The organism is Streptomyces sp. NPDC058274, assembly GCF_042881375.1.
Lineage (GTDB): Bacteria > Actinomycetota > Actinomycetes > Streptomycetales > Streptomycetaceae > Streptomyces.
In genome coordinates this window covers 182038-208753 of record NZ_JBHVXW010000015.1, presented here as the reverse complement: position 1 = coordinate 208753, position 26716 = coordinate 182038, and the positions used below count along the sequence as shown (strand labels likewise).

Genomic DNA, 26716 nt, shown 5'->3' with positions numbered 1-26716 from the left:
ACCCACAACCCGCGGGGGGGGTCCCACCGCCGGCCCGGGGGGGGTGTGGGGGTGGGGGGCCCCCGATCGGCTCCCCGCCTCCTCACGTCGGCCCGGAAGGACCGGACGCCGGGCCGGCCAGTGACCGGCGCGGTCCTCGGCGCCGGGAGCCGTGCACAAGCGAAAGCCGGTGCACCCGCCGCGAGGCGGGTGCACCGGCGAGGCCCGGAGCTGAAGTGTCAGTCCTTCGCCGCCAGTTGGCGGTCCAGGGCCTGCTCCGACTCCGTCAGGGGGATGTCGGGGCACAGACGCTCCGGGTGCCAAGGGGGGATGGTCACGAGGGTCGGCTCGGCGTCGTCGCGGGGAATCCAGACGTACATGCTGCCTGCCGCCACCAGGGAGCGGTAGATCGCCTTCAGTACGCGCGACACGGTCATCTGTGGCCGCCTCTCACGCGGTCGCCGCCGGGACCAGCGCCCGGGGTTCGGGGCTCCCGGCCTCGCGCGGGCCGTCCGACGCGCTCCAGGTCCACAGCCTCGCCAGGGCGTTCGCGTCCGGTTCGTGGCCGTCGGTCCACAGCCGGGCCGCGGCGGCGAGCACCGACTGGCGGTCGGCCTCCGCGGTGCCCGGGCGGCCCGGGAGCAGGGGGACCGCGACGCTGGCGCCGAGCCGTACCGCACGGTGCCTGCGGGCGAAGGCCGTGAGCGTCTGCCTCGGTCCCGCCTCAATCAGCAGCATGTCGTCGGCCAGCAGCAGGGATTCGAGGGCCTTGTTGAAGTACACCGTGTCCGTGATCTGACGGGCCCAGAAGCGCGGGCTCACGGCTTCGTCGGGACGCAGCAGTTCACCGGTGTAGCCGGAGTACAGCGGCAGCGTCGGCGGGCGCAGCGGGATGCCCTGGTAGGCGGCCTCGACGGCGGCGGACGCGGGGGCCATCGCCGGGGAATGGAAGGGGCTGGTGGCCGGGACGGTGACCACGGTGAGCCCGTCGGCCCGCAGCCGTTCGGCCACCTCGGCGAGCGGGGCCGCCGAACCCGCCAGCATCGTCTGCTGGTTGGCGTTGACCGCCGCGATCGCCACGTCGGCGCCCAGGTAGGGGCGCAGGCGCTGTTCGTCCGCGGCGACCGCGAGCATGCCGCCGGGCGGGATCTTCACGGCCTGGCGGACCCGTTCCATGACCATGGCGACCGCGTCGGGCAGCGCCACGGCGCCCGCGATGGTCGCGGCGACGAGTTCGCCCGCGCTGTGGCCGAGCACCGCGGCGGGCCGGATGCCCCAGCTGATCACCATGCGGCCGAGCGCGTAGTCGACCGCGAAGAGCAGGGGCTGAGCACGGCGTACGTCGTCGATCGGGATCCGGGGGCGGCCGGCCGTGAGCCAGTCCGCGCGGATCTGCGGGGCCTCTGCACCCATGTGGGACAGGGCCGCGTCGACGGCGGCGGTGAACACCGGCTCGCGTCCGTACAGTCCGGCCGCCATGCCGTGGTGCTGCGAGCCCTGGCCGGGGAAGAGCAGGGCGACGGGACGCGGCCGGCGGGTGGCCACCGGCTTGGCCTTGTGGACGGTGGCGGCGGCCAGGGAGGCCACGGTGACGGCGGCGGCACGCACCGGGCCGGGTTCGGTGCCGCACGGCAGCACGGTGGGCAGTGCGGGGAACCCCTCGCAGTGCAACCCCGAGAGCATCGGCACCAGTTCGCCGCGCACCCGCTCCTCGTCGCCCTCGTCCCGGCCCGACCACAGCAGCAGGCGGTGGTGGGCCGGTTCGGTGAGGCGGTGTCCGTGGTCGAGTGCCGCGAGCGGCGGCGTCGTGTCCGGGTCGGCCGGCGCGCCCGGCCCGGTGGTGGTGCCCAGGTCGAGCGTGCCGATGACGGGGTCGCCGTCCGCGACCGCTTCGGCGGCGCGTTTGACCGCGTACACCGTGATGGACCCCGCGTCGAGCTCACCGAATCCGGCGACGAGAGCGAAGTCCGCTGTGCCGTCCAGGAGTTCACGGTGGGCCAGGCGCAGCGCCCGTCCCGGCGACGACGCGGTACGGACCGCGAAGCCCTCGTGCTCGGGGGCGAGCGCCGGGCTCGGCGCGTTCGCCCCGACGTACACGACGGTCCGTACCGGAAGGTCCTCGGGGGACCGGCCGAAGGCCCGCAGCACCGCCGAGATCCCGGCGGCCGACGCCTGGACGGGCGCCGTGTCGTGTCCCGCGGGCCCCGGGCTGACAACCAGCCTGCGGATCACCGCGCTCTTAGCCGTGAGCGGCATGGTTACCTCCTCGTGGGCCGCATGGAGCGGCCGGTGCGGTGGCTCGGATGTGTGGTGTGGACGAAGTCGACGAAAACAGCGGCCGCCCCGCCGGCCGGGGGGAGCAGGACGGGGCGACCGCGCGGATCCGGTTCAGACAGCGCTGTCCTGACCGGAGTTGATGAGGGCGAGCAGCGCGCCCGGCGTCTCCGCGTCGACGACCGCGTCGTCCGGAACGCTGATGCCGTACTCCCGCTGTATCTCACCGATGACCTGGAGCAGGGCGAGCGAGTCGTAGCCGAGCTCGAGGAACGGGGTGTCGATGACGTCGCCGTCGAGGTCGACGCCCTCCTCCTCACCGGCGCTCTCCCGCAGCATGCGGGTCAGGTCGGCGAGGGTCACTTTGGTGGTCGTCGTGGTCGTGGTCACGATGGTTTCCTCCGTTGGGTGTGGGATGTGCTGTCGTACTCGGATGGTGGCCGGAGTACGCGTCATGACGTGCTGTGGTGCCGCGCGGGTGCGGCACTGCGCCCGCGCGGACCGGTCACCGCCGTACGCCGTGTGCGGGACCGCTGTGCGTCACTGCGCCCGGCGTACGACGAGGGCCGCGTTGAAGCCGCCGTGGCCCCGGGCCAGGACGAGGGCGTTGTTCAGAGGTGCCTCCCGGGGTGCCCCGGTGACGAGGTCGATCGGGTAGTCGGGGGCGGCGGCGGACACATGGGCGGTCGGCGGGATCACCCCGTCGCGCAGGGCGAGCAGGGCGGTCGCCGCGTCCAGGGCCGCGCCGCCGGCGAGCAGCCGCCCGGTCATCGACTTGGGGGCGGTGACCGGCACGCCGTACCGCCCGAAGAGCTCGGCGAGCGTCTCGGCCTCGGCCCGGTCCTGGTCGGGGACGCCGGAGGCGTCGGCGAACACGACGTCGATGTCCTCGGGTGTGAGGCCCGCGTCGGCGATGGCGTTGCGGGCGGCCCTGCCCAGTCCCGGGGGACGTCCGGAGCCGGGGGCGGGGTCGAGGGTGGCGGCGTACCCGGCGATCTCTCCGTAGATCCGGGCGGCGTCGCGCCCGCGGGCCGCGGCGAGGTCCTCGACGACGAGGATCGCGCCGCCCTCCCCCGGCACGTATCCGGAGGCGTCGGCGGAGAAGGGCAGATACGCGCGGGCCGGGTCGTCCTCGGTGCTCATCAGTCCCGAGGCGAGCTGCGGGACCCAGCCCCAGGGGCAGATCCCCGCGTCGACACCGCCGGAGACGACCACCGGGAAGCCCTTGCGGACATGGCGCCGCGCATGGCCGATCGCGTCGATACCACCGGCCTGCTCGGTGAGCAGGACTCCGCTGGGGCCCCGCATCTTGTGCCGGATGGAGATCTGGCCGGTGTTGACGGCGTAGAACCAGGCGAACGACTGGTAGGCGCTGACGTAGTCCTTGCCCTTGCTCCACAGGTTCTGCAGCTCGCGCTGACCGAACTCGACGGCACCGCCGGATGCCGCGGTGACGACACCCATGCCGTACTCGGGGAGTTCGGCGGTGTCGAGTCCCGCGTCCTTGAACGCCCAGTCCGCGGCGGCCAGGGCGAGCCGGGTCATGTGGTCGGTCTGCGGCATGAGGCGGCTGGGGATGTGGTCCTCGGCGACGAATCCGGGTACCTCACCGGCCAGTCGCGCCGGGTACTGCGAGGCGTCGAAGCGGGTGACGGGACCGATGCCCGACTCACCGGCCAGGGTGGCCTTCCAGTAGTCCTCGGTGCCCAGCCCGTTGGGCGCGGCGATGCCGATTCCGGTCACCACGGTGGGCGTGCTCATCCGATGCTCCTCTCCGGCCGCGCGAGGACCATCGCGCTCTGGAAGCCGCCGAAGCCGCTTCCCACGCTCAGGACGACATCGGCCTGCTTCTCCCGGGCGGTCAACGGGATGTAGTCCAGGTCCAGTTCGGGGTCGGGCTCGTGCAGGTTGGCGGTGGGCGGCAGGACGCCGTGCTCCATGGCGAGGGCGCACGCGGCGATCTCCAGAGAGCCGATCGCGCCGAGCGAGTGCCCGATCATCGACTTGATCGAGCTGATGGGCGTGCGGTACGCGTGCTCGCCGAGGCTCCGCTTGAACGCCCCTGTCTCGTGGCGGTCGTTCATCTTGGTGCCCGAGCCGTGCGCGTTGATGTAGTCGATCGTCGTCGGATCGAGGCGGGCCTCGTCGAGGGCCACGTCGATGGCCTCCGACATCTCCCGGCCGTCCGGCTTGAGACCTGTCATGTGGTACGCGTTGCAGCGCGCCGCGAAGCCCGCTATCTCGGCGTAGATGTGCGCACCCCGGCGCCGGGCGCTCTCCAGCTCCTCCAGTACGAGGACTGCGGCGCCCTCACCGAGGACCAGGCCGCTGCGGGTCCTGTCGAAGGGACGGCAGGCGCTCTCCGGGGTGTCGTTGCGCGGGGTCGTGGCGTGGATGGCGTCGAAGCAGGCCGAGGTGATCGGTGAGATCGGCGCTTCGGTGGCCCCGGCGATCATCACGTCGCAGGTGCCTTCGCGGATCAGCTCCACGGCGTGGCCGAGGGAGTCGAGTCCCGAGGTGCAGCCGGTGGAGACGACGGCCGCGGGCCCCTCCGCGCCGGCCGCCATGCCCACCTCCGCCGCCATCGAGCTGGGCACGAAGTGCCGGTACAGCTCGGGAACCGCGTATTCGTGGTCGACGAGCCACTTGCGGCCGCCGTCACTGACGACCGCGTACTCGCGTTCCAGGCTGGTGGTGCAGCCGACCGCGCTGCCGAGGGACGTACCGATCCGGCCCGGGTCGAGGCCCGAGGTGTCGAGGCCGCTGTCGGCGAGCGCCTCCCGCGTGGAGACGACCGCGAACTGCGCGGCCCTGTCGAGCCTGCGGGCCTCCTGCTGGGAGAGCCCGGCGGCCAGCGGGTCGAAGTCGCACTCGGCGGCGACCCGGGAGCGGAACTGGGAGGGGTCGTAGAAGGAGATCGTGCGGGTCGCGGTACGGCCGGCCGTCAGGAGGTCCCAGTATTCCTTGACGCCGATCCCGCCGGGGGCCACGACGCCCAGTCCGGTGATGGCAACTCGACGCATCATCTACCTCGCCTTCGACGGGGCGGGGTGCTTCTTGCACTCCCTGCCGGATGGAGCTGTGCGGGCCACTGTCGATCCCTTTCGTCCGGAGCGCTCTGCTGTCTCGTTCGGCCGGGACGCTCGCGGGTGGATCGCGCCCCGGCCGGCCGGCCGACGGGCCGCTTGTGGCGTGCCGCCGTGTCCGGTAACCACATGGAACGTGCAGGTCCTAGACGGTCGCTCGGGTCCGCGTGGAACTGCCGCGGCGGCACCTCAGGTGGGGACGTTGCCATGCTTGCGAGCAGGTATTTCGGCCTTTTTCCCGCGCAGCATCGCGAGCGAGCGGATCAGTACGGAGCGCGTCTCGGCAGGGTCGATGACGTCGTCCACCAGGCCGCGTTCGGCGGCGTAGTAGGGGTGCATCAGCTCGGTCCTGTACTCCTTGATGCGCTGCGCCCGTACCGCCTCGGGGTCGTCGGACGCGGCGATCTCCCGCCGGAAGATGACGTTCGCTGCGCCCTCGGCGCCCATCACCGCGATCTCGTTCGTCGGCCATGCGAAGGAGAGGTCGCAGCCGATGGAGCGGGAATCCATGACGATGTACGCGCCGCCGTACGCCTTGCGCAGGACCAGGGAGATGCGGGGCACGGTGGCGTTGCAGTACGCGTACAGGAGTTTCGCGCCGTGCCGGATGATGCCGTTGTGTTCCTGGTCGACGCCGGGCAGGAAGCCGGGTACGTCGACGAGGGTGATCAGCGGGATGTTGAAGGCGTCGCAGGTGGACACGAAGCGCGCGGCCTTCTCGCTGGCGTGGATGTCGAGCACCCCGGCGAGGTGGGCGGGCTGGTTGGCGACGATGCCGACGGTGTGTCCGTCCATGCGGGCGAGGGCGCACACCACGTTGCGCGCCCAGGCCTCGTGGACCTCGAAGTAGTCGCCGTCGTCGACGACTTCCTCGATGACGGCGCGGATGTCGTAGGCGCGCTCCGACTCGGCGGGCACCAGGTCGACGAGGGCGTCGTTCCGCCGGTCCACCGGGTCGTCGGCGGGTGAACTGGGCGGCGCCTCACGGTTGTTGGCGGGCAGCAGGGCGATCAGAAAGCGTACGTCCTCCAGGCATTCCGTCTCGTCGTCGTAGGCGAAGTGGCAGACGCCGGACGCCGTCGCGTGGGCGTCGGCGCCACCCAGGCCGTTGTGGGTGATCTTCTCGCCGGTGACGGCCTGGACGACGTCGGGGCCGGTGATGAACATCTGGGCCGTCTCGCGCACCATGAACACGAAGTCGGTGAGCGCGGGCGAATAGGCGGCGCCTCCGGCGCACGGGCCGAGCATCACGCTGATCTGCGGGATGACTCCGGAGGCCGCGACGTTGCGCCGGAAGATCCCGCCGTAGCCGGCGAGCGCGGTGACGCCTTCCTGGATGCGGGCGCCCGCGCCGTCGTTCAGGGACACGAGGGGCGCGCCGGCCGCCTCCGCCAAATCCATCACCTTGTGCACCTTGGCGGCGTGGGCCTCGCCCAGCGCCCCGGCGAAGACGCGGAAGTCATGGGCGTACGCGAAGACGGTACGGCCGTAGACCAGGCCCCAGCCGATCACGACGCCGTCGCCGTGGGGCTTCTTCGCCTCCAGGCCGAAGCCGGTGGCGCGGTGCCTGCGCAGGGGCTCGATCTCGGTGAAGGTGCCCTCGTCGAAGAGGGCGGTGAGCCGCTCGTGGGCGGTGAGCTTGTTCTTCGCGTGCTGACGCCGCGTTGCTTCGGGATCGGGCCCGCGGCCCACTTCCTCTTTGATGCGGCGCAGTTCCGCGGCGGCTCGTTGCAGGTCAGGAGCTGTCGATGGGACCGTCAGGTCGTCGAGGATCGTCATCGGCCGAACATAGGCACGGCGCCTCGAAGGCGGGTCGAGGCACGAGCCCGGCCCGCCTCACCCGCCCCCCTCACGCGGAGGAGGACACCCCGAGATCGAGCTTGGGGTCCGCGGAGAGGATCGACTGGTGCAGCCGCTGCAGCGGGGCGGACGGCTCGAGGCCGAGCTCCTCCACAAGCGAGCCGCGCAGCCGCTGGTACGCCTCCAGGGCACGCCAGACGTTGTTGGAGCGGTGCAGCGCGGTCATCAGATGCGCGCAGAAGTTCTCGTGCATGGGGTTCTTGGCCACCAGGACGCGCAGCTCCGGCACGATCTCGGCGTGCCGGCCGAGCTCGAGGTCGGCCTCTATGCGCAGTTCGAGAGCCGCCATCCGGTCCTCCTCGAGCCGCAGCGTCTCCAGTTCGAGCACGCTGCCCACCCGTACGTCCACCAGGGCGGGGCCCTGCCACAGGTCGAGCGCCCGGCCGAGGAGTTCGGACGCCGTGCGGTAGTCCCCGGCCTCGTGGGCGTCACGGCCGGAGGCGTACAGCTGCTCGGCCTCCTGCACGTCGATGCGCCCCGGCAGCACCTCGAGGAGGTAGCCGCCGTGCTGGGTGACGAGTATGTCCTTGGGGTGGTGGCGGATCAGGTCGCCGTCGAGGGCCGCCGCGATCATGCGCCGCAGCTGCAGGATGTACGTCTGCAGGGTGGTGGCAGCGCTGCGCGGGATGTCCTCGCCCCAGATCTCCTCCATCAGCGTGGGAACGGTGACGACGCGTCCGGGCTGCAGGGCGAGCAGGGCAAGAATCTGCCGCGGCTTCGCGGCGCTCGGCACCACTGACACGCCGTTCAGTTCGGCTGTGAGCCGGCCCAGTACTTTGATGTCCATGTGTTCGCTCTCCCGTCTCGCCTGGGCGATGTCCGCCGGCCGGTGAGCCGCGGTCGTTGCCGCCCGAGCGTGCCATGAGCCTGGCATCAGGCCCTTTCCAGCCACAGTGAGCGCGTCATGAACGGACCCATGAAAATGTCATGCCGCGGTGATGACGTCGGCACTGGCCGTCTATATCGGGTCAACTCCAGAATTCGAGCCGCGGGGCACCGACCGCCATCGAGGTCCGGTCACCGCTTCTCAGTACTCAGGACTCAACTGGAGGGTTCCATGAGCACGTTGACCACTCTTGCACCGGCCGGCCAGACGAAGGCCCTGTCGCAGGACCACCGCATCGCGCTGCTCACCGCCCGTACCGGACTTGAACCGGAGCTGGCGGCCCGCTACCTGAACGACCCGGTGTCGGTACTCGCGGAGTTCGGGGTCCTGGCGTCGGAGCCGGTCTATCTGGCGGGGCGCGGCGGCCAGGCCCTGGTGATCGAGGACTTGGACCGGATGGACACCACCGTCAGCTATTTCAGCCACGCGTGCACCACTGACCAGCACTCCCTCTCCGGGATACCCCGCGCGTGACCGCCTCCCCCGCGATGCTGCGGCTGGGGTTCAAGCCTCACCTGCGGGCCGAAGTCGTCGTCGGTGAGGCCGTCTATCTCCTGTCGGAGAGCGGCACGACCGCCTTGCACGGTGCGCACGTCGAGGCTCTCGCCCCGCTGCTCGACGGCACCCGCACCCTGGAGGCCGTGCTGCGGGACGCGGCCGCCGTGCTGCCCACGGCGGCCGCGGGCGACACGATCGCCGCGCTCGCCAGGGCCGAACTGATCGGCTATCGGGGGCCGTCGGACGATTCCGCCGCGGAGGCGTACTGGGAACTCTCCGGCCTCAACGGGGCGGGCGCCCAACTGGCCCTGCGCAGCACACCGGTGCAGCTGGTGACGTTGGGACGGATGGAAGCGGACGCCGTCCGGCCGGAGTGTCTCGCCGCCGGCCTGCCGCTCGCGGGTCCGGGGGAAGCGGCCGCGTTCACGCTGGTCCTGTGCGACGACTACCTCGACCCGGAACTGGCGGAGGTGGACGCCTGGCACCGCGCGGCCGGCCGCCCCTGGCTGCTGGCCAAGCCCTGCGGTGTCGAGGCCTGGGTGGGCCCGGTGTTCGGGATGCCCCAGCAGGCCTGCTGGTCCTGTCTGGCCCACCGGCTGCGCGGACACCGTACGGCGCAGGAGCCGGTCCAGCGGGTGCTGGGGCTGCCGGGCCCGGTCCCGGTCCCGGAGGCCTGCTTGACGTCCGTACGCTCCCTGGGGCTTCAGACGGCCCTGCTCGAGGCGGTGAAGTGGGCGGCCGGGATGCGCTACGAGGAGCAGGCCGACCTGCGCACACTGGACACGCGTACGCTGCGCACGCGCCACCACCGGGTGACGCGCCGTCCGCAGTGCGCGGAGTGCGGCGACCCCGGTCTGGTGGCCACTCGGGTCAGGCAGCCCGTCTCCTTCGCGTCCCGCCCCAAGTCGGGTACGACAGGGGGCGGTCACCGGTCCCTGCCTCCCGAGGCCATGCTCGCCCGCTACCGGCACCTCGTCGATCCGCTCACCGGAGCGGTGCCCGAGGTGAGGCCCGCCCCCGGGACTCCCGACGGCCTCAACCGCTATGTGTCCGGGCGCAATCCCGCACTCCGGGCCGGTTCGCTCGCCGCGCTGCGCCATGGACTGCGCAGCCACAGCGGGGGCAAGGGGACGACGCCGGTCGAGGCCGAGGTCGGCGCGTTGTGCGAGGCCGTGGAGCGGTACAGCGCGACCCGCCACGGAGACGAGCCCGTCGTCGTCGACTCCTTCGCGGGACTCGGCGAGAGCGCCGTTCACCCCAACTCCTGTCAGCTCTACGCCGACCGGCAGTTCGCGGAGCGGGACGAATGGAACCGCTCGGCCGCGGCGTTCCAGCAGGTACCGCCGCCCTTCGACCCCGGTGTCCCCCGGGAGTGGACACCGGTGTGGTCGGTCACCGCCCGCACCCATCGTCTGCTGCCCACCTCGATGCTGTACTTCGGGCCCGGTCCCGAGGGGAGTCCGGGTGCCCCCTGGGCGGATTCCAACGGCAACGCGGCCGGCAGCAGCCTCGAGGACGCGGCGGTCCAGGGATTCCTCGAAGTGGTCGAGCGCGACGCGGTGGCCCTTTGGTGGTACAACCGCACCCGGCAGCCCGCGGTGGACCTGGACGCCTTCGACGAGCCCTGGCTCACCCAAGTCCGCACGGCGTACGCGCGGTTGGGCCGGGACCTGTGGGTGCTGGACCTGACCGCCGACCTGGGTGTTCCGGTCATGGGCGCCGTGTCCTGCCGCAACGACGGGACGGCCCCGCGGATCTGCCTGGGGTTCGGCGCCCACTTCGACCCCCGCACGGCGCTTCGGCGTGCGGTCACCGAAATGGCGCAACTGCTTCCGCCCCCGGACCCGGACGGCGGACGAGGCGACGAGTCGGCCCCCCTCCCCCCGGAGCTCGACTCCTGGTGGTCCGAAGCGACCATCCGGAATCAGCCATACCTCGCACCGGATCCAGCCGAGTCCCCTCGGACACCCGACCGCTACGTGTACGAGCCACAGGATGACCTGCTCAGCGATCTCACGTTGGCCGAGGACCTGTTGAAGGCTCGGGACCTGGAGCTCCTCGTCCTCGACCAGACTCGGCCCGACCTGCAGCTTCCCGTGGTCAAGGTGATCGTTCCAGGGATGCGTTCCTTCTGGGCGAGGTTCGCGCCGGGCCGGCTCTTCGATGTCCCCGCGGCACTCGGCCGCGTCCCCCGTCCGACGCACTACGGCGAACTCAACCCGATTCCGCTGTTCGTCTGAATCCGGCGGAATGCTCTCATCAGTGGCCCGATTCAACTGCGAGCCCTACGATGCGTTGCACATTGTCCCGGGGGGGGAGACCATGATGCGGGCGGTTTTCCGAGGTGCGCAAAGTACCGAAAGCACCCAGAGTTTCCTGCACGCATCGGCCCGCACGGCCATGGCTCCCCGGCTGGCCCGCTCCATCATGGTGGCCGTACTCGGCTGCTACTGCTCCATCGTGATCATCAACGTGCTTCAGGGGGGCGGGGCGAGCCATGGCGAGCTTGCCGTCTGCACCGGTGTCGTACTCCTGGTGTTCGCCGTGCAGTTCGCCCTCTCCTCACCCGGTGCTCGTGGCTGGCCCCTGGAACTACGCGTCCTGGCCCTGGTGGCACAAGCCGTTCTGACCTATCTGCCTACGGTCTGGCTCGGCCTCAGCTGGGGCAGCATGCAGGGGCCTCTCGCCGCCACCGTGCTCCTGACCCTGCCGGCCCGTGCGGCCTGGCCGATGTTCGGCCTCGTCCTCGCCGGCACGCCCATCTACACCCTGACGCGGGGCACGGGCGTCCTCTACAGCAGCTATCTCGTCATGTCCTGCGCTCTCGCCGGCCTGGTCATCTACGGCCTCACCCGCCTCACCGACCTGGTCAAGGAACTGCACGACACCCGCGAGCAGCTGGCCAAGATGGCCGTCACCCAGGAAAGACTGCGCTTCGCACGGGACCTGCACGATCTGCTCGGCTACAGCCTCTCCACCATCACGCTCAAGGGTGAGCTGGTCAGCCGGCTGATCCGGCCGCGTCCGCAGCAGGCCGCCGAGGAGACCCTCTCGCTGCTCCTCGTCGCCCGTCAGGCCCTCGCGGACGTGCGCCTCGTCTCGCGCGGATACCGGGACATGTCGCTGCGCGACGAGGCGGTGTCGGCGGCCGAGGTCCTCTCGTCGGCCGACGTCCGCGCCGAGGTCGACATCGGCGACGCGAGGCTGCACCCGGTGATCGACACGGTTCTCGCGACCGCCCTGCGCGAGGGGATCACGAACATCCTCCGGCACAGCAAGGCAGAGGTCTGTACCATCAAAGCCACCAGTGCAGCAGATACGATCCTTCTCACACTGGTCAATGACGGTGTCACCGACAACCGCGGGAAGACGGACGCTCGTTCCAGCGGCGGGAGCGGCCTCGGCAACCTCCGCACCCGGCTCACCGAGATCGGCGGAGAGCTGGAGGCAGGGGTCGGAGAAGACGGTCAGTTCCGCCTCGAGGCCCGCGCCCCCCTTCAGCCGCACGGCGGAGAGGTGGCAGCGGAAGCCACTGCACACGACACTGACAGAACCGCGGCCTGAGCGCCGGAACACCGCTTGTTTGGGGGAACAGGTGCTGTCCATCAACATCCTCTTGGCGGAGGACGTGCACATGATTCGCGGCGCACTCATCGCGTTGCTCCAGCTCGAGCCCGATCTGCGAGTCGTCGCCGCGGTGGAACGAGGCGACATCATCGTCAAGACCGCGCTCGAGGCCCGGCCGGACGTAGCGGTGATCGACGTCGACCTGCCGGGCATGGACGGATTGACGGCTGCCGCCGAGCTGCACGAGCAACTGCCCAGCTGCCGTTGCCTCATCCTCACCAGCCTGGGTCGGCCCGGCACGATGCGCCGCGCCATGTCCGCGCACGTGTCCGGCTTCCTCCTGAAGGACTCACCTCCCGATCAACTCGCCAGCGCCGTACGGTCGGTGGCCACCGGCCGGCGCGTGGTCGACCCGCAACTCGCCCTCACCGCCTGGGACTACCCCGACAATCCGCTCTCCCGCCGGGAGATGGAGGTGCTGCGGCTCGCGGCCCGGGGCGCAGAGGCCGCCGAGATCGCCGGATGTCTATACCTCACCAAGGGAACCGTCCGTAACTACCTCACCGCCATCGTCGGCAAACTCGGGGCGCGCAACCGCATCGACGCCGTACGCATCGCCGAGGAAGCCGGCTGGATTCCCTGAGCCCCCCGGGCCCGCCGCCCCGAGCAACGCGTCGAGCAGGCCCTCGTCCAGCGTCGTGCCCACCGACAGATCCGCGGGCGCCCCGAACCCCGCGTCGTGCACCGCGGCGCTCACCACGTAGCGCTCGTCGGCCGCGAACGTCGCGAACGTCCAGCCGTCGTCGCTCGTGGCCCTGCCGTCGGGCCGTACCAGACAGGCACCCGTGACACCGCGCAGGGCGAAACCGAACTCGGTGAAGCGGAAGCGCAGACCCTGGCCAAGTGCCTTGCTGTAGGCCTCTTTCAAGGTCCACAGGCGCACCATCGTGTCGTTGCGTGCCTCCTCGCCGTGGCGGTCGAGGTGCTCCTTCTCGAAGGGGGTGCAGGCCTGCGCCTCCAAGCCGGTGCGGGCGAGCCTGCGGTCGGCGCGCTCCACGTCGACGCCGATCCTGCCCCTGCGGGTGATCCCGACGACCATCATCTCCTCGGTGTGACTGAGACTGATGTCGATCTGGTCGCAGCCGCGCACATACGGGCGGCCTCCCGGCTGGTACGCCAGGTCCACCAGCTGCGGAAGCGTCTGAAGGGCCGCCGCGGCCGCGTACCGCAGGAACAGCCGCGAGGCGAGGAAGCGCTCGCGCGTCCGCGGCCGGGTGAACGTCTCGTAGCGGACCCAGTCACGGCCGAGCAGCGGGCGTACCTTCTCCGGGTCACCGGCCGGCTGCCAGCCCGGCATCCTTCCGTGGATCAGGACGCTCCCGGTGCGCACCAGCGCGTCGCGAACCAGCTCCCACGAGGCGTCCGGACCATGTGCGGGCAGCGGCCGCCCGATGGCCGTCATCCGCTCACGCCTCTGCCAGCACGGCCGCGAGGGGACCCGCGTCGAGTACGGAGATCACGCCGGCCAGATCCACGGCGTCGCTCTCCGGGCCACGGCACACTCCCAGGCACGACGGTCCGCCGGTGCCGCCCATCCGGCGCAGGAACGGGGTGAGTACGACCCGGGGTCCGATCTCCACGACATGGGTGGGCGTCTGCTGGCCGAGCATCGCCCGGGCGGCGTCGGCGAACCGGACGGGGGCGGTGATCTGCTCGCTCCAGTACGGGCCGTACAGCGGCTCGGTGGTCAGCCTGCCGTACACCGTCGAGTAGAAGGGCACCCGGGCCGCCCCGCCCGGGACCCGGCGCGCCACCGACTCGAACTTCGGCACCATCGGGGCCATCAGCGGGGAGTGGAAGGGGTGGGTGACCGTCAGGTGGCGGCAGGCGATGCCTCGCTGCTCCAGCTGGTCCTGGATCCGTTCGAGTCCCGCACGGTCACCGGACAGCACGGTGGCCTTGGCCGCGTTGATGGCGCTGATGCCGACGCCCGGCTCGGGGGCGACCAGTTCCGCCGCCTCGAAGGGGGCGGCGCAGGTGGCCATCATGCCGCCGTCCGACGGCAGGTACTGCATGAAGGCGCCGCGCAGCGCGACCAGTTTGGCGGCGTCTTCGAGCGTGAGGGCGCCCGCGACGGTGGCCGCCGCGAACTCGCCGATGCCATGGCCGAGTACGGCGACAGGCGTGACGCCCGCGTCCTGGAGGGTGTGCGCGAGCGCGTACTCGACGGCGAACAGCGCCGGCTGGGTGAAGGCCGTCTGGTGGATACGCGGGTCGTCGCCGAGGATCAGGTCGACCATGGACGTGCCCGTGTAGGGCAGCAGCGCGTTCGCGGCCTCGTCGAGATGTGTGCGGTATCCGGTGCAGTTCAGATACAGGCCGGACGTCATGCCGGGGTGCTGGGACCCCTGGCCGGTGAACACGAAGGCCGCCCGCACCAGGCCGCCGCCCGCGGGGCGCGGGTCGCGCCGGGCCATGTGCCCGCCGAGCTCACGCACGGTGGGGTACGTCGTGATGTCCGTCGGGTCGATCAGGGGGCCGAACTCCTCTTCGATGTCGCCGTACAGGCTGAGCGCGGCCACCGAGTCGAGTCCGTACTCGTGGAAGGGCACGCCTTCGTCGACGGGGACGCCGAGATACCGGGTGAGCCTTTCGACGAGCCACTCGCGGTGGGCCGCGTCGAAGGAATCGTCTCGCTGAGGTTCAGGCATGGTCTGTGCTCCATAGTGGGCTCGGACGGGTGACACCGCAGACCGGTCAGGCCAGCGCAGAGCCGTACAGGTCGTAGCTGCGTCGGCCGTGCAGCCGGGCCAGCACCTCGGCGAGCACGCGCTGCTCACCGGCGACGGGGCGGTCGGGCAGGGGCAGACCGAGGCGTCGGCCGAGGCGGTAGAGCACCGCCGACGGCCACGCGGGATCGGCCAGGAACGGGTCGGTACCGTCCTTCACCTGCTCGCGCCACACACCGAGACAGGCCGCCGCCGCGAGGACCATGGTGTAGCGGTCGGCGAGCCCGAAGTGGTGCGGGCTCGCGAGAGCCGCGCGGTCACCGGGGTCCACCGCGGCGAACGCCTTGCCCAGGTCGCCGAGTTCACCGGTGAACGTCCGTGCAAGGGTCCGCAGCAGCGGCCAGCCCTCGCGCCCCGGCCGGGTGAGGTCGGCCGACTCGAGCCAGTCGGTGCAGGCCACCAGGGTCGCCGCCAGCGGATCGCTGTCGCCGAGCAGCGCGAGGCCGGCCGGCTCGAGCGGCGGCAGATCGTCGTACGGCCTGAACAGAGTGGCGGGCGCCTCCGGTTCGGCGAACCAGGAGTACCGGGCGAAGTGCGGCAGCTGCGGAAGGATGCTGACCTGACGGCCGGCACTGCCCGCGTGTCCGAGGGAGGTGACCGGCAGGTCCCGCAGCTGCTTCTGGAACATCCCGTACGCCCCGCTCACGGCGAAGGTCTCCTCGCCGAGCACGGCCGACATGTCGTCCATCGCCTCGGTGGCGAGCCGGGGCGCCAGATAGGCCGCCGACGCCGCGTAGACACTCATCTGCTGCGGCAGCAGATGCAGCGCCCGGGTGGCCACCAGGGCGAGACAGTCGATGAGCAGCAGGTCGAGAAAAGCCCCGGTCAGTACCTCCCGTACGTGCCGTACGTCGAGTGAGGAATGCCCGTCGTCGCGGCGCCGCGTGGCGAAGGTGACCACCGTGCGCAGGGCGGTGTCGACGCCCGCGAGCACGATCGAGGGGATGAGGCCGCGGATCATCAGTGAGGAGCGAAGCGACAGTTCGTAGCCGTCGCCGATGCGGCCGAGGACGGCGCTTTCCGGCACCACACAGCCGGTGACGGTGAGGCCGCCGAACTCGGCGCTGCGCATGCCGTGAGTGGGGTGCCGGTCCAGGTCCGTGATCTTGTCCGCGGGCAGCTCGGCGCGGTCGATCAGGAGCACGGAGTGGCTGCGGCCGCCGCTGCCGTCCCCGGTGCGGGCGAAGAGCACCAGGCCCCGGGCCCGCGCCGCGTTGGCGATGGCGGTCTTGCTGCCGCTCAGAAGCAGCCCGCCGGAGACGGGCCGGGCGGTGAACTCGTCGCGTACGAAGTCGTTTCCGTGTGCCACCTCATGGCGGGCGACGGCGACGCGGTCACCGCCGATCAGCAGCCGGGCCGCCAGGCGGCGCTGTTCGGCGCTGCCCGCGGTCCACACCGGCACCGCGGCGAAGAAGCAGCTGAGTCCGTAGCCGAATCCCAGTGAGGCGTCGCGGCGGAACAGCGGTCTCAGGAGCCGGCCCAGGTCGTCCAGGCGGCGCAGCCTGCCCCCGAGTTCGACGGGTACGAACTCGGCATTGAGCCCGTACGCGTCGAGGATCCGCTCGGCGCCGGGAACCTGTGTGCCGGCGGCGTCGGCGGCGAGCAGGGCGGCACCGCCGAGCGGGTTGTCCGGGTCGTCGAGAGGGCCGAAGGCGGCCTCGAGGGCGTCGATGCGCTCGAGCAGGGGATCCGTCGCCGCTCTCATCGTCGTCCTCCTCCCATACCCCCGGCGCCTTCGCCTTCCCTGCTTCCGCCGCTCGCCCGGCCGCCGCTCGTCACGAGCAGCTCCACCTCGGGATCGACCGACTGGTACAGCGCGCCGAGCTCGCCGTTCAGGAACAGGCGGCGCATCGCGGCCCGCTCCAGCTTGCCGCTGGTGGTGCGGCGGACCGTGCCGGGGCGTACCAGGAGCACTCCGCCCGCGCGCACTTCGTACTGCTCGCTCAGCGTGCGCCGGATGGACGCGGCGAGCTCTTCCAGGTCGACGCCGTAGCGGCTGCGCGCCCTCAACTCCTGGACCACGACGATGCGTTCCCGGCCGGAGGTGACCCCGAAGGCGGTGCCGGAGCCGAACAGGGCGCTGACCTCGCGGACGGTGCGCTCCAGGTCCTGCGGATACAGGTTGCGGCCGCCCACCACGATCATGTCCTTGATACGGCCGGTCACGTACAGCTCGCCGTCGACGATCGCGCCGAGGTCACCGGTGCGCAGATAGCCGCCGTCGCCGCCGCTGATCCGCCCGTCGAAGGTGTCCGCGCTCTCCCCCGGCCTGCCCCAGTAGCCGCGTGCCACCGAGTCGCCGCGCAGCCAGATCTCTCCCGTCCGGCCGTCGTCGAGCGCTTCGCGGGTGCCCGGATCGACGATGCGCAGGTCGGCACCGGCGGCCCGGCCGCAGGCCACGGCCTCGCGCACGAGGCCGCCGAGGGAGTCGGGAACCCGCAGGTCGTGGGTGTGGAACGCGGAGGCGCCGCGGTTGCCGGACACGAGCAGGGTCGCCTCGGCGAGGCCGTAGCAGGGGACGAGCGCCTCGGGGCGCAGCCCTGCGGGGGCGAAGCGGTCGGCGAAGGCCCGCATGGTCGCCGCGCTCACCGGCTCACCGCCGTTGACGGCGACCTGCCAGCCGGACAGGTCGAGCCCGGCGAGCTGGCTGTCGTTGATCCTGCGCACGCACAGGTCGTACGCGAAGTCGGGTGCCCCGCTGACGGTCAGGCCGTAGCGCGAGATGGTCTCCAGCCAGTGGGCCGGGCGCTTGGCGAACGCGACGGGGGACAGCAGCACCGCGGTGCCGCCGAGCCAGAGGGCGTGCAGCAGCTGGCCGACCAGGCCCATGTCGTGGTGCAGGGGCAGCCAGCCGCCGATCCTGCTCCCCGGGGTGGTGCCGAGCGCCGTACTGATCGCCTCGTTGTTCGCGAGGAGCGAGCGGTGCGTCACGATCACACCGCGTGGCTCGCGCGTCGAACCCGACGTGTACTGCACGAAGGCCACATCGTCGGGCGACTGCTGCCGCGGCTGCCACTCCTCGGCTTCGTCGCCCCCGGACCCCGGGGCATCGGTGGGGATACAGGTCATGTCCCCGTATCCGGTGCGGGCCATCAGCTGGGTGACGTCGGGGGCTTCGTCGAGCGAGGTCAGCACGCAGGTGGCCGCCGCGTCCTTGGCGATGCCCGCGATGCGTTCGTCGTGCCGGCCGAGGTCGCCCGGCGGCGCGGCCGGTACGGCGGCCACGCCCGCATACAGGCAGGCGAGAAAGCTGACGCTGAACTGCCTGGGCGAGGCCTGGAGGATCATCACGCGGTCGCCGGGGGACGCATGGCTCGCGATCCGGACCGCCAACAACCGTGCCTGGGCGTCGAGTTCCGCGTAGGAGACCTCCTCCGGGCGCAGCACTCCGTCCTGTTCGGTGAGCAGGATCAGCGCCGCACGCCCGGGCGACTCCGCGACCCTGCCTCGTATCCTCTCGGTGTATGTCCGATGGCCGGTCATCGCCTCCCCCTCTGCTGATGTGCGTCGTCGGGACGGGCGGGTGCGGGTGCCTGCCGTCGCCTCGGCCAGCCCGCCGCCGGGTCGCGCCGGCCGCCCTTGACGGTCCAGTCCGCGTACGCGGCGAGGGTCGCCTCGTCCACTTCCGGAAGGCGGCGCGACAGTGCCAGCAACACGGCTGAGACGGCGGCCAGTTCGACCTCGTCGGGCTGGCCGCGCACCACGGTGATGTGGGTCTCGTTCGACATGGGGACAGCGTGCACCCCCCTGCTCGAGCACTCCTCGCGGCCTGAACGCAAGTGAGCCGAGGACCGGAAGTCCTCGGCTCATGCCCCGCTGGAGTGCGGTCTGCAGTGCGGTGGAGAAGGCCCGCCTCAGTCGATCAGACGCTCATAGGCGACGTGCTGGGTCCGCTCGACGACGACGTCCGCCGCACGGCTCAACTCCCGGTGCCCCTCCTGGAACTGCTCGCTGTCCAGGGCGCGTTCGAGCGCACCGGCGTCCGACCACCACAGGACGCCCGTGTACTGCGCGGGGCGGAGGATGGAGCGCAGCAGGTTGCTGCCGCCGAACCCTCCTGCCTCGGCGAGCTGGTCGGTGAGTTCGGCGAAGCGCTGTTCGAAGGCACGGCAGTTCCCGCCGACCCGCGCACGCAGCAGGGCCACGCTCTGCGTGCCGGCGGCCGCCTCGTCCCGCAGCACACGGCTGATGCTGACGGCCTGGTCGACCTCCGTCTCGACCAGTGGTTCGAGGCGCTCGACGTGCCCGAGGAAGGTCTCGTCGTGCACGGTGTCGAGGAAGGCCCGGAGCGTGCGCCAGTGCCCCATGTGGACGTACACCTGCGGCAGGTCGGCGAGGCGCAGGGTCACCAGAAAGTCGAAGTCGCTGCGGCGGCGCAAGAACTGGGAGTGCTCACGGAAGAGCCGCTCGAACTTCTCGGTGTCGCCCTTGACCTCGAAGCGGTTGATGACCGTGACGGGCCCTCCGATGTCACGTCCCGGCATGCACTTCCTCCGCGAACTGCTTGGCGTGGCGCAAAGTCGTGGAGCTGTTGGTGCCAAGGGCCTTACGGACCAGCGACCTTGCTTCGGCAAGGGTCGCCTCGGAACCCAGTGCGGTGCGTACGCCCTCCGGGTCCAGGACGACTGTGTGCCAGGACGTGACGGTGAGCGTTTCGCCGTCGCCGGACGGCTCGATGGTCCACCGCCCCGTGTGCACGCGCAACGCGACCGGGACCCGCAGCTGCTTGTAGACGATCTGCCCGCGGTCCTCGAAGCACACCCGGAACGAGGTGGTGTTGTGGAGGGAGCCGTCCGGACTGCGGGTGTCCATGTCCATGTGCTGGATGCCCGGTTCGGCCTCCGTGAGGTCGAGGCGCGCCACGTGCGGCAGCCGCTCGGGCCACAGGTCCGCCCGGTCCAGGAAGCCGTACACGTCTCCGGCCGCTCCGGCGACCGTCACCGAGTCGCTGAAGGTGAACCGGAGTTCCTCGGCGCTGTCGCCGAGTTCCGCCGCGTTCTTGAGGGCGGCGAGTTCGGCGACGCTGTTGCGGTCGATGGCGCGCTCGATGAACTCCTCGGCCTCCGGGTCGTCGCCGACCGCACGGTAGTCGTGGAGCAGCACCACCCGGGTCGTGCCGCCGTCGACGGCCTCGATCCGCCAGGTGCCGCCCATCGAGGCCACCGGGGCCGCCGAGACGACCTGGCGGAAGCGGATGACGCGGGCGCGTGGGTCGAGGGTGCGGCGCGAAGTCCAGGTGCGTACCTGCTCGTTGGCGATGGCCCAGATGCGCAGGAGCTGCTCGCCGGCGGCGTCGTGCGCCCCGTCGGCCGCGTCGCTCTCTTCGAGTACCTCGACATGGACGGTGGGCCCGAAGACCTGAGGCCACGCGGAGACATCCGCCACCAGCGCGTAGACGGCGTCCGGTGACGCCGCCACGGTGATGGAGTGCTCCGTGACATGGGGGCCGGTGAGGGGGAGGGTGTCCGGTGTCTCGCTCGTAACGGTCGTCGCCACGGCGGTCCTTCCTTCGGTCGGTGCCGTACGGGACGGCGTCAGCAGATTTGCACAGGTGCCTCGAACGCGCCTTGACAGCAGGTGGAGAACCACCGGATTCAAGCCGGGCCCGGGCAGGGGACTCTTCAGGCCCAATCGGGTCGTTCGGTGATTTCCACGACGGCGCAGCCCCAGCTGTAGCCCGCGCCGACACTGATCAGCACGCAGCGGTCACCGGGCGCGGCCTTGCCGGTGACCATCAGATGGTCGAGGCTCGCGAACTGGTCGCCCGCCCCGAGATGGCCGACGGTCCGGCTGAACTCCCAGGTGGTTCTGGCCGGGTCGATGCCGAACGGCTTGTAGTAGATGGACTGCAGCCGCCGCCTTCCGAAGTGCGGCAGCACCACCCAGCGCGCGTCACCGAGGTCCATGCCGGCGTCGGCGAGGGCCTGCTTGATGACAGTCTGCTGTCCGTTGTGCGCCCGCGTGATGGCGTACGACATTCCGGCCCGGCCGATGAAGGCGCGCTTGGCCTCCTCGAAGTCGACCGGCATCCGGTTGCTGAACGGCGCCCGGGTGAACGGCTCGTCGCCGCGGTGCATGGGTTCCAGGTCCGGATCGGCGTGCAGCGCGAGAGACACCAGGCGGGCGAAACCGCCGCGCCGGGACAGCACGAGGGCGCTGGCGCCGTCGGCGTAGGGGGTGCCGGGGTCGGTCCCCCAGCGGTCGATGCCGGGCTCGCAGAAGCGGTCGGCGGTGGTGAGCAGCGCGTCGCCGTGGCCGTGGCCCGCGGTGAGGTAGGCGGCGGCGAGATCGAGGGCGGCGAGTCCGCCGTTGGACATCTGGCGGATCTCCAGGGCGAGGCAGCTGTTCCCGAGCGCCTCGCCCTGGATGTACGAGGCGACGGGCCACAGGTCCTGGCCCTGGTGGTAGGTGTCCGCGTGCAGCAGCAGGTCCACGTCGCCGGCCGTACTGCGGGACCGGGCCAGTACGGCCCTCGCGGCCTGGACCGCCATTTCGGCGGCGGATTCGTCGGGCGAGTACGCCACCGACTGCGCGCCCGTGGCGGCGGCGAGGCGCGGCGGGCAGCTGCCCGCGGCCACCGCGTCGTCGATGCTCAGCAGGGACGGGAGATGTACGGAAGTCGCCCGTATGTAGATGTCTTCCACACGCACAGCCGCTCCTGTGGGTTCGAGGGTGTCAGCCGACCGGTGCGGCCATCAGGCGCGGAGCGTCCTGGCGCCGGCCCGGGCCGTCGGACAGGACGTAGTGGACGGCGTCGAGCAGCGCCCGCAGGGCCGCACCGGCCGCGTGCGCGTCCACACCGACGGTGCCCCAGGACCGGTCCCCGTCCTGGAAGGAGAGGAACACCCGCACGGCGGGCGGGCAGCCCGCCGGCTCGCCGGGGTTTCCGCCGAGCTCCGTGACCCGGTGCTCCACCAGCCGCAGCCGGGCCGTCTCGGGGAAGAACGGGGTGAGCGCCGTGTGCAGCGCGTCGTCCAGGGCATGCACGGGTTCCCGTCCCACGCCCTTCGCCGTCAGCGGCACCCCGTCGACGCGAAGGCGCACCGAGGCCTCGGCGCCACCGCGCGTCCCGTCGAGCGCCACCTGCCACGACTCGACGTCGAACGGCGGCAGTTGGGGGCGGTCGAACAGTTCCGCGCGCAACAGCAGCTCGAAGGAGGCGTCGGCGGACTCGAAGCTGTAGCCCCGGCTCTCCAGTTCCTTGATCCGGTCGGTGGCCCGGCCCACCGCCTCCGAGCCGGCGCTGACGTCGTAGCCCAGCTCGCGCGCCTTGAGCTCGACGGACGAGCGGCCCCCCATGTCGGAGACCAGGACGCGCATGGCGTTGCCGACGCGCGCCGGGTCGATGTGCTGGTACAGGCCGGGGTCGACGCGCAGGGCCGAGGCGTGCAGGCCCGCTTTGTGCGTGAACGCCGCGGCACCGACGTACGGGGCCGCGTGGGCGCCGGGGACACCGGTGACCCGCGCGATGGCCCGGCCGGTCGACTCCAGGTCGGCGAGCCGCTCCCGCGGGATCACCTCGCGGCCCCGCTTGAGGACGAGGTTGGCGGTGACGGTCAGGAGGTTGGCGTTGCCGCAGCGTTCGCCGTAGCCGTGCGCGGTGCCCTGGGCGTGGATCGCGCCCGCGTCGATGGCCGCCATGGTGTTGGCGACCGCGCAGCCGGTGTCGTCGTGGCAGTGGATGCCGACGGCGGCACCCGTCATGGCGACGGTGTCCGTGACGACGGCCCGCACCTCCTCGGGCAGCGAGCCTCCGTTGGTGTCGCACAGGACCACGGTCTCGGCGCCGGCCTCAGCGGCCGTACGCACGACTTCGAGGGCGTACTCGCGGTTGACGAGATAGCCGTCGAAGTAGTGCTCGGCGTCGAGGAACACCCGGCGCCCGGCGAGCACCAGGTGCTGCACGGTCGAGCGGATCATGGCGAGGTTCTCGGCGAGCGTGGTGCGCAGGGCCCGGTCCACGTGCCCGGTGTGGCTCTTGGCGACGAGGGTGACCACGGGGGTCTCCGCCGCCAGCAGCGCCTGCACCTGCCGGTCCTGCGCCGCCAGGACGCCGGGCCTGCGGGTGGCGCCGAACGCCGTCAACAGTGCTGTGTTCAGGTTGAGTTCGGTGCGCGCCCGGCGGAAGAACTCGGTGTCCTTGGGTATGGCTCCGGGCCAGCCTCCCTCGATGAATCCCACGCCGAGGGCATCCAGGCTGCGCGCGACAGTGAGCTTGTCGTCGACCGTGAGAGCGAGGCCCTCCATCTGGGTTCCGTCGCGCAGGGTCGTGTCGTAGAGCTGAAAGCTCCGCTCCGCCATCGCCCCTCCTTACTGTCCTGCGGCGCCGGTCTGCCGCTGCTGGTTTCCTCACCGTCCAGCCCGGGACTCGAAGGCCGCCGGAGCTCAGCTCGAACACGCGGGCACAGGTGGGGGCGCATGGCACCCCCTCGTACATCCAGGAGCCGCCCGGCACCCCGGCGCGTTGCCCGGAAGACGCCCCGAGGGCCGGACGGCTGATGTGCCGTCCGGCCCTCGGTGGGAACCGGTCCCTGGCCGGGCTCGGCTCCCATCCCACTGCCCCTGACCGGGCTCGGTCAGGGGCAGTGGGATGGGGGCCGGGGGTAGCGGGACAGGCGTCAGCGGGACTGCGCCGTCACGTCCACTCCGCTGAAGCGCGGCGCGGGGGCGGCCGGGCCGCTCCCCCGGGCCCGGTGGTGCGGATGGGCGGCCGCCTCGGTGACGTTCAGGACGGGTGTCACACAGGCCTCCGTGTCCTCGAAGTGACGACCCCAGGTGTCCCGGTCGCGGGTCAGGAAGCGGTGTGCGAACACGCGCCTCAGCGAAGGCCAGTTGACGGGGTCGGACCGGTCGGGCAGTCGCTCCGGGTCGAGTCCCAGGCCGTCGAGCAACGCCCTGTAGAAACGTTCCTCCAGAGCGCCGACGGCGATGTGGCCACCGTCCGCGCACACGTAGCAGCAGTAGAACGGCGCCCCGCCGTCCAGCAGATTGACCCCGCGTTCGTGGCGCCACTGGCCCGCGTCCGCCATCGCGGTCAGCATGCCGAGCATCGCGCCGGCTCCGTCCACGATCGCCGCGTCCACGATCTGCCCCCGGCCCGACCGCTGTCGCTCGTACAGCGCGGACAGCACCCCGGCGACCAGGAACATCGAGCCGCCCGCGAAGTCGCCGAGCAGGTTGACCGGCGGCACCGGTGGCCCGCCGGCCTCGCCGATGGCGTACAACGCCCCGGTCAGCGCAAGGTAGTTGATGTCATGGCCCGGGGCCGATGCCAGCGGCCCCTCCTGCCCCCAGCCGGTCATCCGGCCGTACACCAGGCGGGGGTTGCGCCCGAGGCAGGCATCGGGACCGATGCCGAGGCGCTCGGCAACCCCTGGTCTGAAACCCTCGACCAGTACGTCGGACTGCTCCACCTGCCGCAGCAGCCAGTCCACGTCACCCGGATCCTTCAGGTCGAGCTCCACCGTGCGGCGTCCGCGGTCCAGTTCGCCGTGCCAGTCCGCGAACGACCGGGCCCCGTCGGCTCGGTCGACGCGCAGCACATCGGCCCCGAGGTCCGCGAAGATCATGCAGGCGAACGGGGCGGGCCCTATCGCCGCGAGTTCCACGACCCGTAGGCCGTGCAGCGGTCCTGTGCCTGTCGCCATCTGCGGCTCCTCCTCGTCGGACTCGGCACGCTGGGGGCGGCGCCTGGAGCCCCGCTGGTGGCCCGCTCGAACGGGCCCCGCCGGAGGGGCCGGTTCCAGTCGTACTCCGGGCGCCTCCCCGGTAAGCGCACGACCGGCGGTGCTCCCGCCCGGACGGCCGGTTCAAGTCGTACTCCGGTCGCGCCTCCCCGGTAGACGCAGGGTCGGCGGTGGTCCCGCTCGGACGGCCGGTTCCGCACGTGGCGCGCGAACTCGTCGCGGGCTCAACCGGCGCCCGAGACCGGCCCGGTGTACTGACCCCTCGGACCGGACCAGCCAGGGAGGTGCCGTGCGGGACAGGCCTTCGCGGATCAGACCGTCGTCACGGGAGGTGGCACGGGCATCGGCCGTGCGGAGCCCGCGCGGCCGAGCGGCTCGCGCCTCAGCAGGCGACGGACCGGTTCGTCCGCGTCAGGTTCACCCGTCCCGGCGGGCCGGGCCGGGGGACCGGATGCCCGCGGCCCCTGGATCACCCGCGCTCCGGTCCGGGCGAACACGCTGGTCACCGGACAGCTCACCACGGTCGACGACGGTCTCGGCATCGCCGTTCGACAGGCGCTCCTGCCCGTATTCACCTTCACGAAAGGACCCACCGTGACCACCAGTGCCACCGAGACGGACGCACCGGCCGAGGCCAAGACGTTCCCGTACGCGCGCACCTGCCCCTTCACCCCGCCCGCCGAATACGCGGAGATGGTCGAGAAGGACGTCTCGCAGGTCACGCTGACCGGCTCCGGTCTGCGGATCTGGACCATCACCGGCTATCAGACGATCCGCGAGCTGCTCACCGACCCGCGGGTGAGCGCCTCGCGCAAGCACGAGCAGTTCCCGTTCTACTTCGTCGCCCCGCCCGAGTACCGCACCGAGACCTCCTTCATCGGTTACGACGGCAAGGCGCACAGCTCCACCCGCCGCAAGGCCGCGCTGACGTTCACCAACCGGCAGGTGCAGCGGCTGCGTCCGCGCATCGAGGAAATCGTCGACGAGCACATCGACAAGCTCCTCGCCCTGCAGCCGCCGGCGGACTTCCACCGGGTGTTCTCGCTGGCCGTACCCATGACCGTCATCTGTGAGCTGCTCGGCATCCCGCAGGACCGGCACGACTTCTTCATCAAGCACGGCACGGCGCTGCTCGGCGGGCACAGCTCCACGGAGGAGCGGCAGGCCGCGATCGTGGAAGTCAACGAGTACGTCAACGACTTGATCCAGCTCAAGAAGCGCGAGCCGGGCGAGGACCTGCTGAGCCGGGCCATGGCCGATTACGAGGAGTCCGGCGAGGAGTACACCGACCGCGATCTGTTCAACATGGTGCGGCTGCTGATGAACGGCGGCCACGAGACCACCGCCAGCCAGATATCGCTCGGCACGGCCTGCCTCCTGGAGAACCCCGGCCAGCTCCAGCTCCTGCTCGACGACCCGTCGTTGGCGAGGCCCGCCGTCGAGGAGCTGGTGCGCTACGCGACCATCGGCGACACGGCCGTACCCCGGGTCGCCCTGGAGGACATCGAGATCGGCGGCCAGGTCATCCGCAAGGGCGACGGCATCCTGTGCCTGGGGCTCGCCGCCAACCGCGACCCGGAGGTGTTCCCCGAGCCGCAGAAGCTCGACATCACCCGTGGCAGCCGCAAGCACCTGGGCTTCGGGCACGGGGTGCACCACTGCATCGGCGCGGACCTCGCGCGTCTGGAGCTGGAGATCGTGTGGAGCAAGCTGTTCCAGCGGATCCCCACGCTGAAGCTCACCAAGCCGTTCCTGGAGATCCCGCGCAAGGAAGGCGCCGTGATCTACGGCCTGTGGGAGCTGCCGGTCGAGTGGTGACAACGCCGAGTCCGTACGGCGAGGAGGCCCGGTACCGATCGGTGCCGGGCCCTCTCGTGCCGGGCCCTCTCGTGCCGGACCCTGAGCCGCTGCTCGCGGTGTGGTCCGCGGGGTCGACGTGGCCGCACGGGCACGCTGCGCCGCCGCGATCGACCGCCGGTCGGGGGCGGGTCGAGCCGTCCCCGGCCGCCACTCGCCTGAGGAACGCTCAAGGCCGTCTCCAGACCGGGCGTCCACAGTCGCCCTTCGAACTCCGTACCAGGGCCAGCCGAC

The 26716-nt window shown here is 71.5% G+C and carries 22 protein-coding genes; 5 read left to right on the top strand and 17 right to left on the bottom strand.

Annotation, left to right across the window (positions count from 1 at the left end; genetic code table 11):
- Window positions 1-218: 218 nt before the first annotated feature.
- The 7 genes from ACFVYF_RS26720 to ACFVYF_RS26690 form a co-directional block, all read right to left on the bottom strand.
- Window positions 219-416, bottom strand: a complete 198-nt coding sequence (locus tag ACFVYF_RS26720) for a DUF6059 family protein (protein WP_389459330.1) — start codon at window positions 414-416, stop codon at window positions 219-221.
- A 13-nt stretch (window positions 417-429) separates the two neighbouring features.
- On the bottom strand, window positions 430-2235 hold the full coding sequence (locus ACFVYF_RS26715; protein ID WP_389459329.1) for an acyltransferase domain-containing protein: 1806 nt from the start codon (window positions 2233-2235) through the stop codon (window positions 430-432).
- Window positions 2236-2367: 132 nt separating this feature from the next.
- Window positions 2368-2646, bottom strand: a complete 279-nt coding sequence (locus ACFVYF_RS26710; protein WP_389459347.1) for an acyl carrier protein — start codon at window positions 2644-2646, stop codon at window positions 2368-2370.
- A gap of 147 nt (window positions 2647-2793) precedes the next feature.
- Complete coding sequence (locus ACFVYF_RS26705; RefSeq protein WP_389459327.1) at window positions 2794-4014, bottom strand: ketosynthase chain-length factor; 1221 nt, start codon at window positions 4012-4014, stop codon at window positions 2794-2796.
- Window positions 4011-5276: a beta-ketoacyl-[acyl-carrier-protein] synthase family protein gene (locus ACFVYF_RS26700; protein WP_389459345.1), complete on the bottom strand. Its 1266-nt coding sequence runs from the start codon at window positions 5274-5276 to the stop codon at window positions 4011-4013. The genes ACFVYF_RS26705 and ACFVYF_RS26700 overlap by 4 nt, the downstream gene beginning before the upstream one ends.
- Window positions 5277-5528: 252 nt before the next feature.
- Window positions 5529-7118, bottom strand: a complete 1590-nt coding sequence (locus ACFVYF_RS26695) for an acyl-CoA carboxylase subunit beta (RefSeq protein WP_389459325.1) — start codon at window positions 7116-7118, stop codon at window positions 5529-5531.
- 70 nt (window positions 7119-7188) lie between these two features.
- Window positions 7189-7986, bottom strand: a complete 798-nt coding sequence (locus ACFVYF_RS26690; protein WP_389459323.1) for a BTAD domain-containing putative transcriptional regulator — start codon at window positions 7984-7986, stop codon at window positions 7189-7191.
- A 270-nt stretch (window positions 7987-8256) separates the two neighbouring features.
- Here ACFVYF_RS26690 and ACFVYF_RS26685 point away from each other — a divergent pair, with 270 nt between their 5' ends.
- The 4 genes from ACFVYF_RS26685 (at window position 8257) to ACFVYF_RS26670 (ending at window position 12793) form a co-directional block, all read left to right on the top strand.
- On the top strand, window positions 8257-8559 hold the full coding sequence (locus tag ACFVYF_RS26685; protein ID WP_389459321.1) for a hypothetical protein: 303 nt from the start codon (window positions 8257-8259) through the stop codon (window positions 8557-8559).
- Between the two features lie 14 nt (window positions 8560-8573).
- Window positions 8574-10823, top strand: coding sequence for a TOMM precursor leader peptide-binding protein (locus ACFVYF_RS26680; protein ID WP_389459343.1), 2250 nt, complete (start codon window positions 8574-8576; stop codon window positions 10821-10823).
- 160 nt (window positions 10824-10983) lie between these two features.
- Window positions 10984-12147 carry a sensor histidine kinase gene (locus tag ACFVYF_RS26675; RefSeq protein WP_389459320.1) on the top strand — a complete coding sequence of 388 codons (1164 nt, stop codon included), beginning with the start codon at window positions 10984-10986 and terminating at the stop codon, window positions 12145-12147.
- A gap of 34 nt (window positions 12148-12181) precedes the next feature.
- On the top strand, window positions 12182-12793 hold the full coding sequence (locus tag ACFVYF_RS26670) for a DNA-binding response regulator (RefSeq protein WP_389459341.1): 612 nt from the start codon (window positions 12182-12184) through the stop codon (window positions 12791-12793).
- On the opposite strand, the gene ACFVYF_RS26665 is transcribed toward ACFVYF_RS26670, so the two are convergent.
- From ACFVYF_RS26665 to ACFVYF_RS26620, 10 genes are all read right to left on the bottom strand, one after another.
- Window positions 12677-13612: a 4'-phosphopantetheinyl transferase family protein gene (locus tag ACFVYF_RS26665; protein WP_389459318.1), complete on the bottom strand. Its 936-nt coding sequence runs from the start codon at window positions 13610-13612 to the stop codon at window positions 12677-12679. The two genes, ACFVYF_RS26670 and ACFVYF_RS26665, sit on opposite strands and share 117 nt — an antisense overlap.
- 4 nt (window positions 13613-13616) lie before the next feature.
- Entirely contained in the window at window positions 13617-14861 is a 1245-nt protein-coding gene (locus ACFVYF_RS26660; RefSeq protein WP_389459316.1) for an acyltransferase domain-containing protein, read from the bottom strand.
- Window positions 14862-14907: 46 nt separating this feature from the next.
- Window positions 14908-16644: an acyl-CoA dehydrogenase gene (locus tag ACFVYF_RS26655; RefSeq protein ID WP_389459314.1), complete on the bottom strand. Its 1737-nt coding sequence runs from the start codon at window positions 16642-16644 to the stop codon at window positions 14908-14910.
- A complete protein-coding gene (locus ACFVYF_RS26650) occupies window positions 16641-18422 on the bottom strand; it encodes a fatty acyl-AMP ligase (protein WP_389459313.1) in 1782 nt (593 codons plus the stop codon). The genes ACFVYF_RS26655 and ACFVYF_RS26650 overlap by 4 nt, the downstream gene beginning before the upstream one ends.
- Window positions 18419-18667: an acyl-CoA carboxylase subunit epsilon gene (locus ACFVYF_RS26645; RefSeq protein ID WP_389459311.1), complete on the bottom strand. Its 249-nt coding sequence runs from the start codon at window positions 18665-18667 to the stop codon at window positions 18419-18421. The genes ACFVYF_RS26650 and ACFVYF_RS26645 overlap by 4 nt, the downstream gene beginning before the upstream one ends.
- Window positions 18668-18793: 126 nt before the next feature.
- Window positions 18794-19423: an antibiotic biosynthesis monooxygenase family protein gene (locus ACFVYF_RS26640; protein ID WP_389459310.1), complete on the bottom strand. Its 630-nt coding sequence runs from the start codon at window positions 19421-19423 to the stop codon at window positions 18794-18796.
- Window positions 19410-20435 (bottom strand): aromatase/cyclase, encoded by a 1026-nt coding sequence (locus tag ACFVYF_RS26635; protein WP_389459308.1) that lies wholly within the window; start codon window positions 20433-20435, stop codon window positions 19410-19412. Before ACFVYF_RS26635 ends, ACFVYF_RS26640 begins: the two co-directional genes overlap by 14 nt.
- A 125-nt stretch (window positions 20436-20560) precedes the next feature.
- Complete coding sequence (locus ACFVYF_RS26630; protein WP_389459306.1) at window positions 20561-21589, bottom strand: ketoacyl-ACP synthase III family protein; 1029 nt, start codon at window positions 21587-21589, stop codon at window positions 20561-20563.
- A 25-nt stretch (window positions 21590-21614) separates the two neighbouring features.
- Entirely contained in the window at window positions 21615-23240 is a 1626-nt protein-coding gene (gene cimA, locus ACFVYF_RS26625) for a citramalate synthase (RefSeq protein WP_389459304.1), read from the bottom strand.
- 317 nt (window positions 23241-23557) lie between these two features.
- A complete protein-coding gene (locus ACFVYF_RS26620; protein ID WP_389459303.1) occupies window positions 23558-24586 on the bottom strand; it encodes a CaiB/BaiF CoA transferase family protein in 1029 nt (342 codons plus the stop codon).
- Window positions 24587-25219: 633 nt separating this feature from the next.
- On the opposite strand from ACFVYF_RS26620, the gene ACFVYF_RS26615 reads away from it, so the two are divergent.
- Window positions 25220-26443, top strand: a complete 1224-nt coding sequence (locus tag ACFVYF_RS26615; RefSeq protein WP_389459301.1) for a cytochrome P450 — start codon at window positions 25220-25222, stop codon at window positions 26441-26443.
- The last annotated feature ends 273 nt before the right edge of the window (window positions 26444-26716 follow it).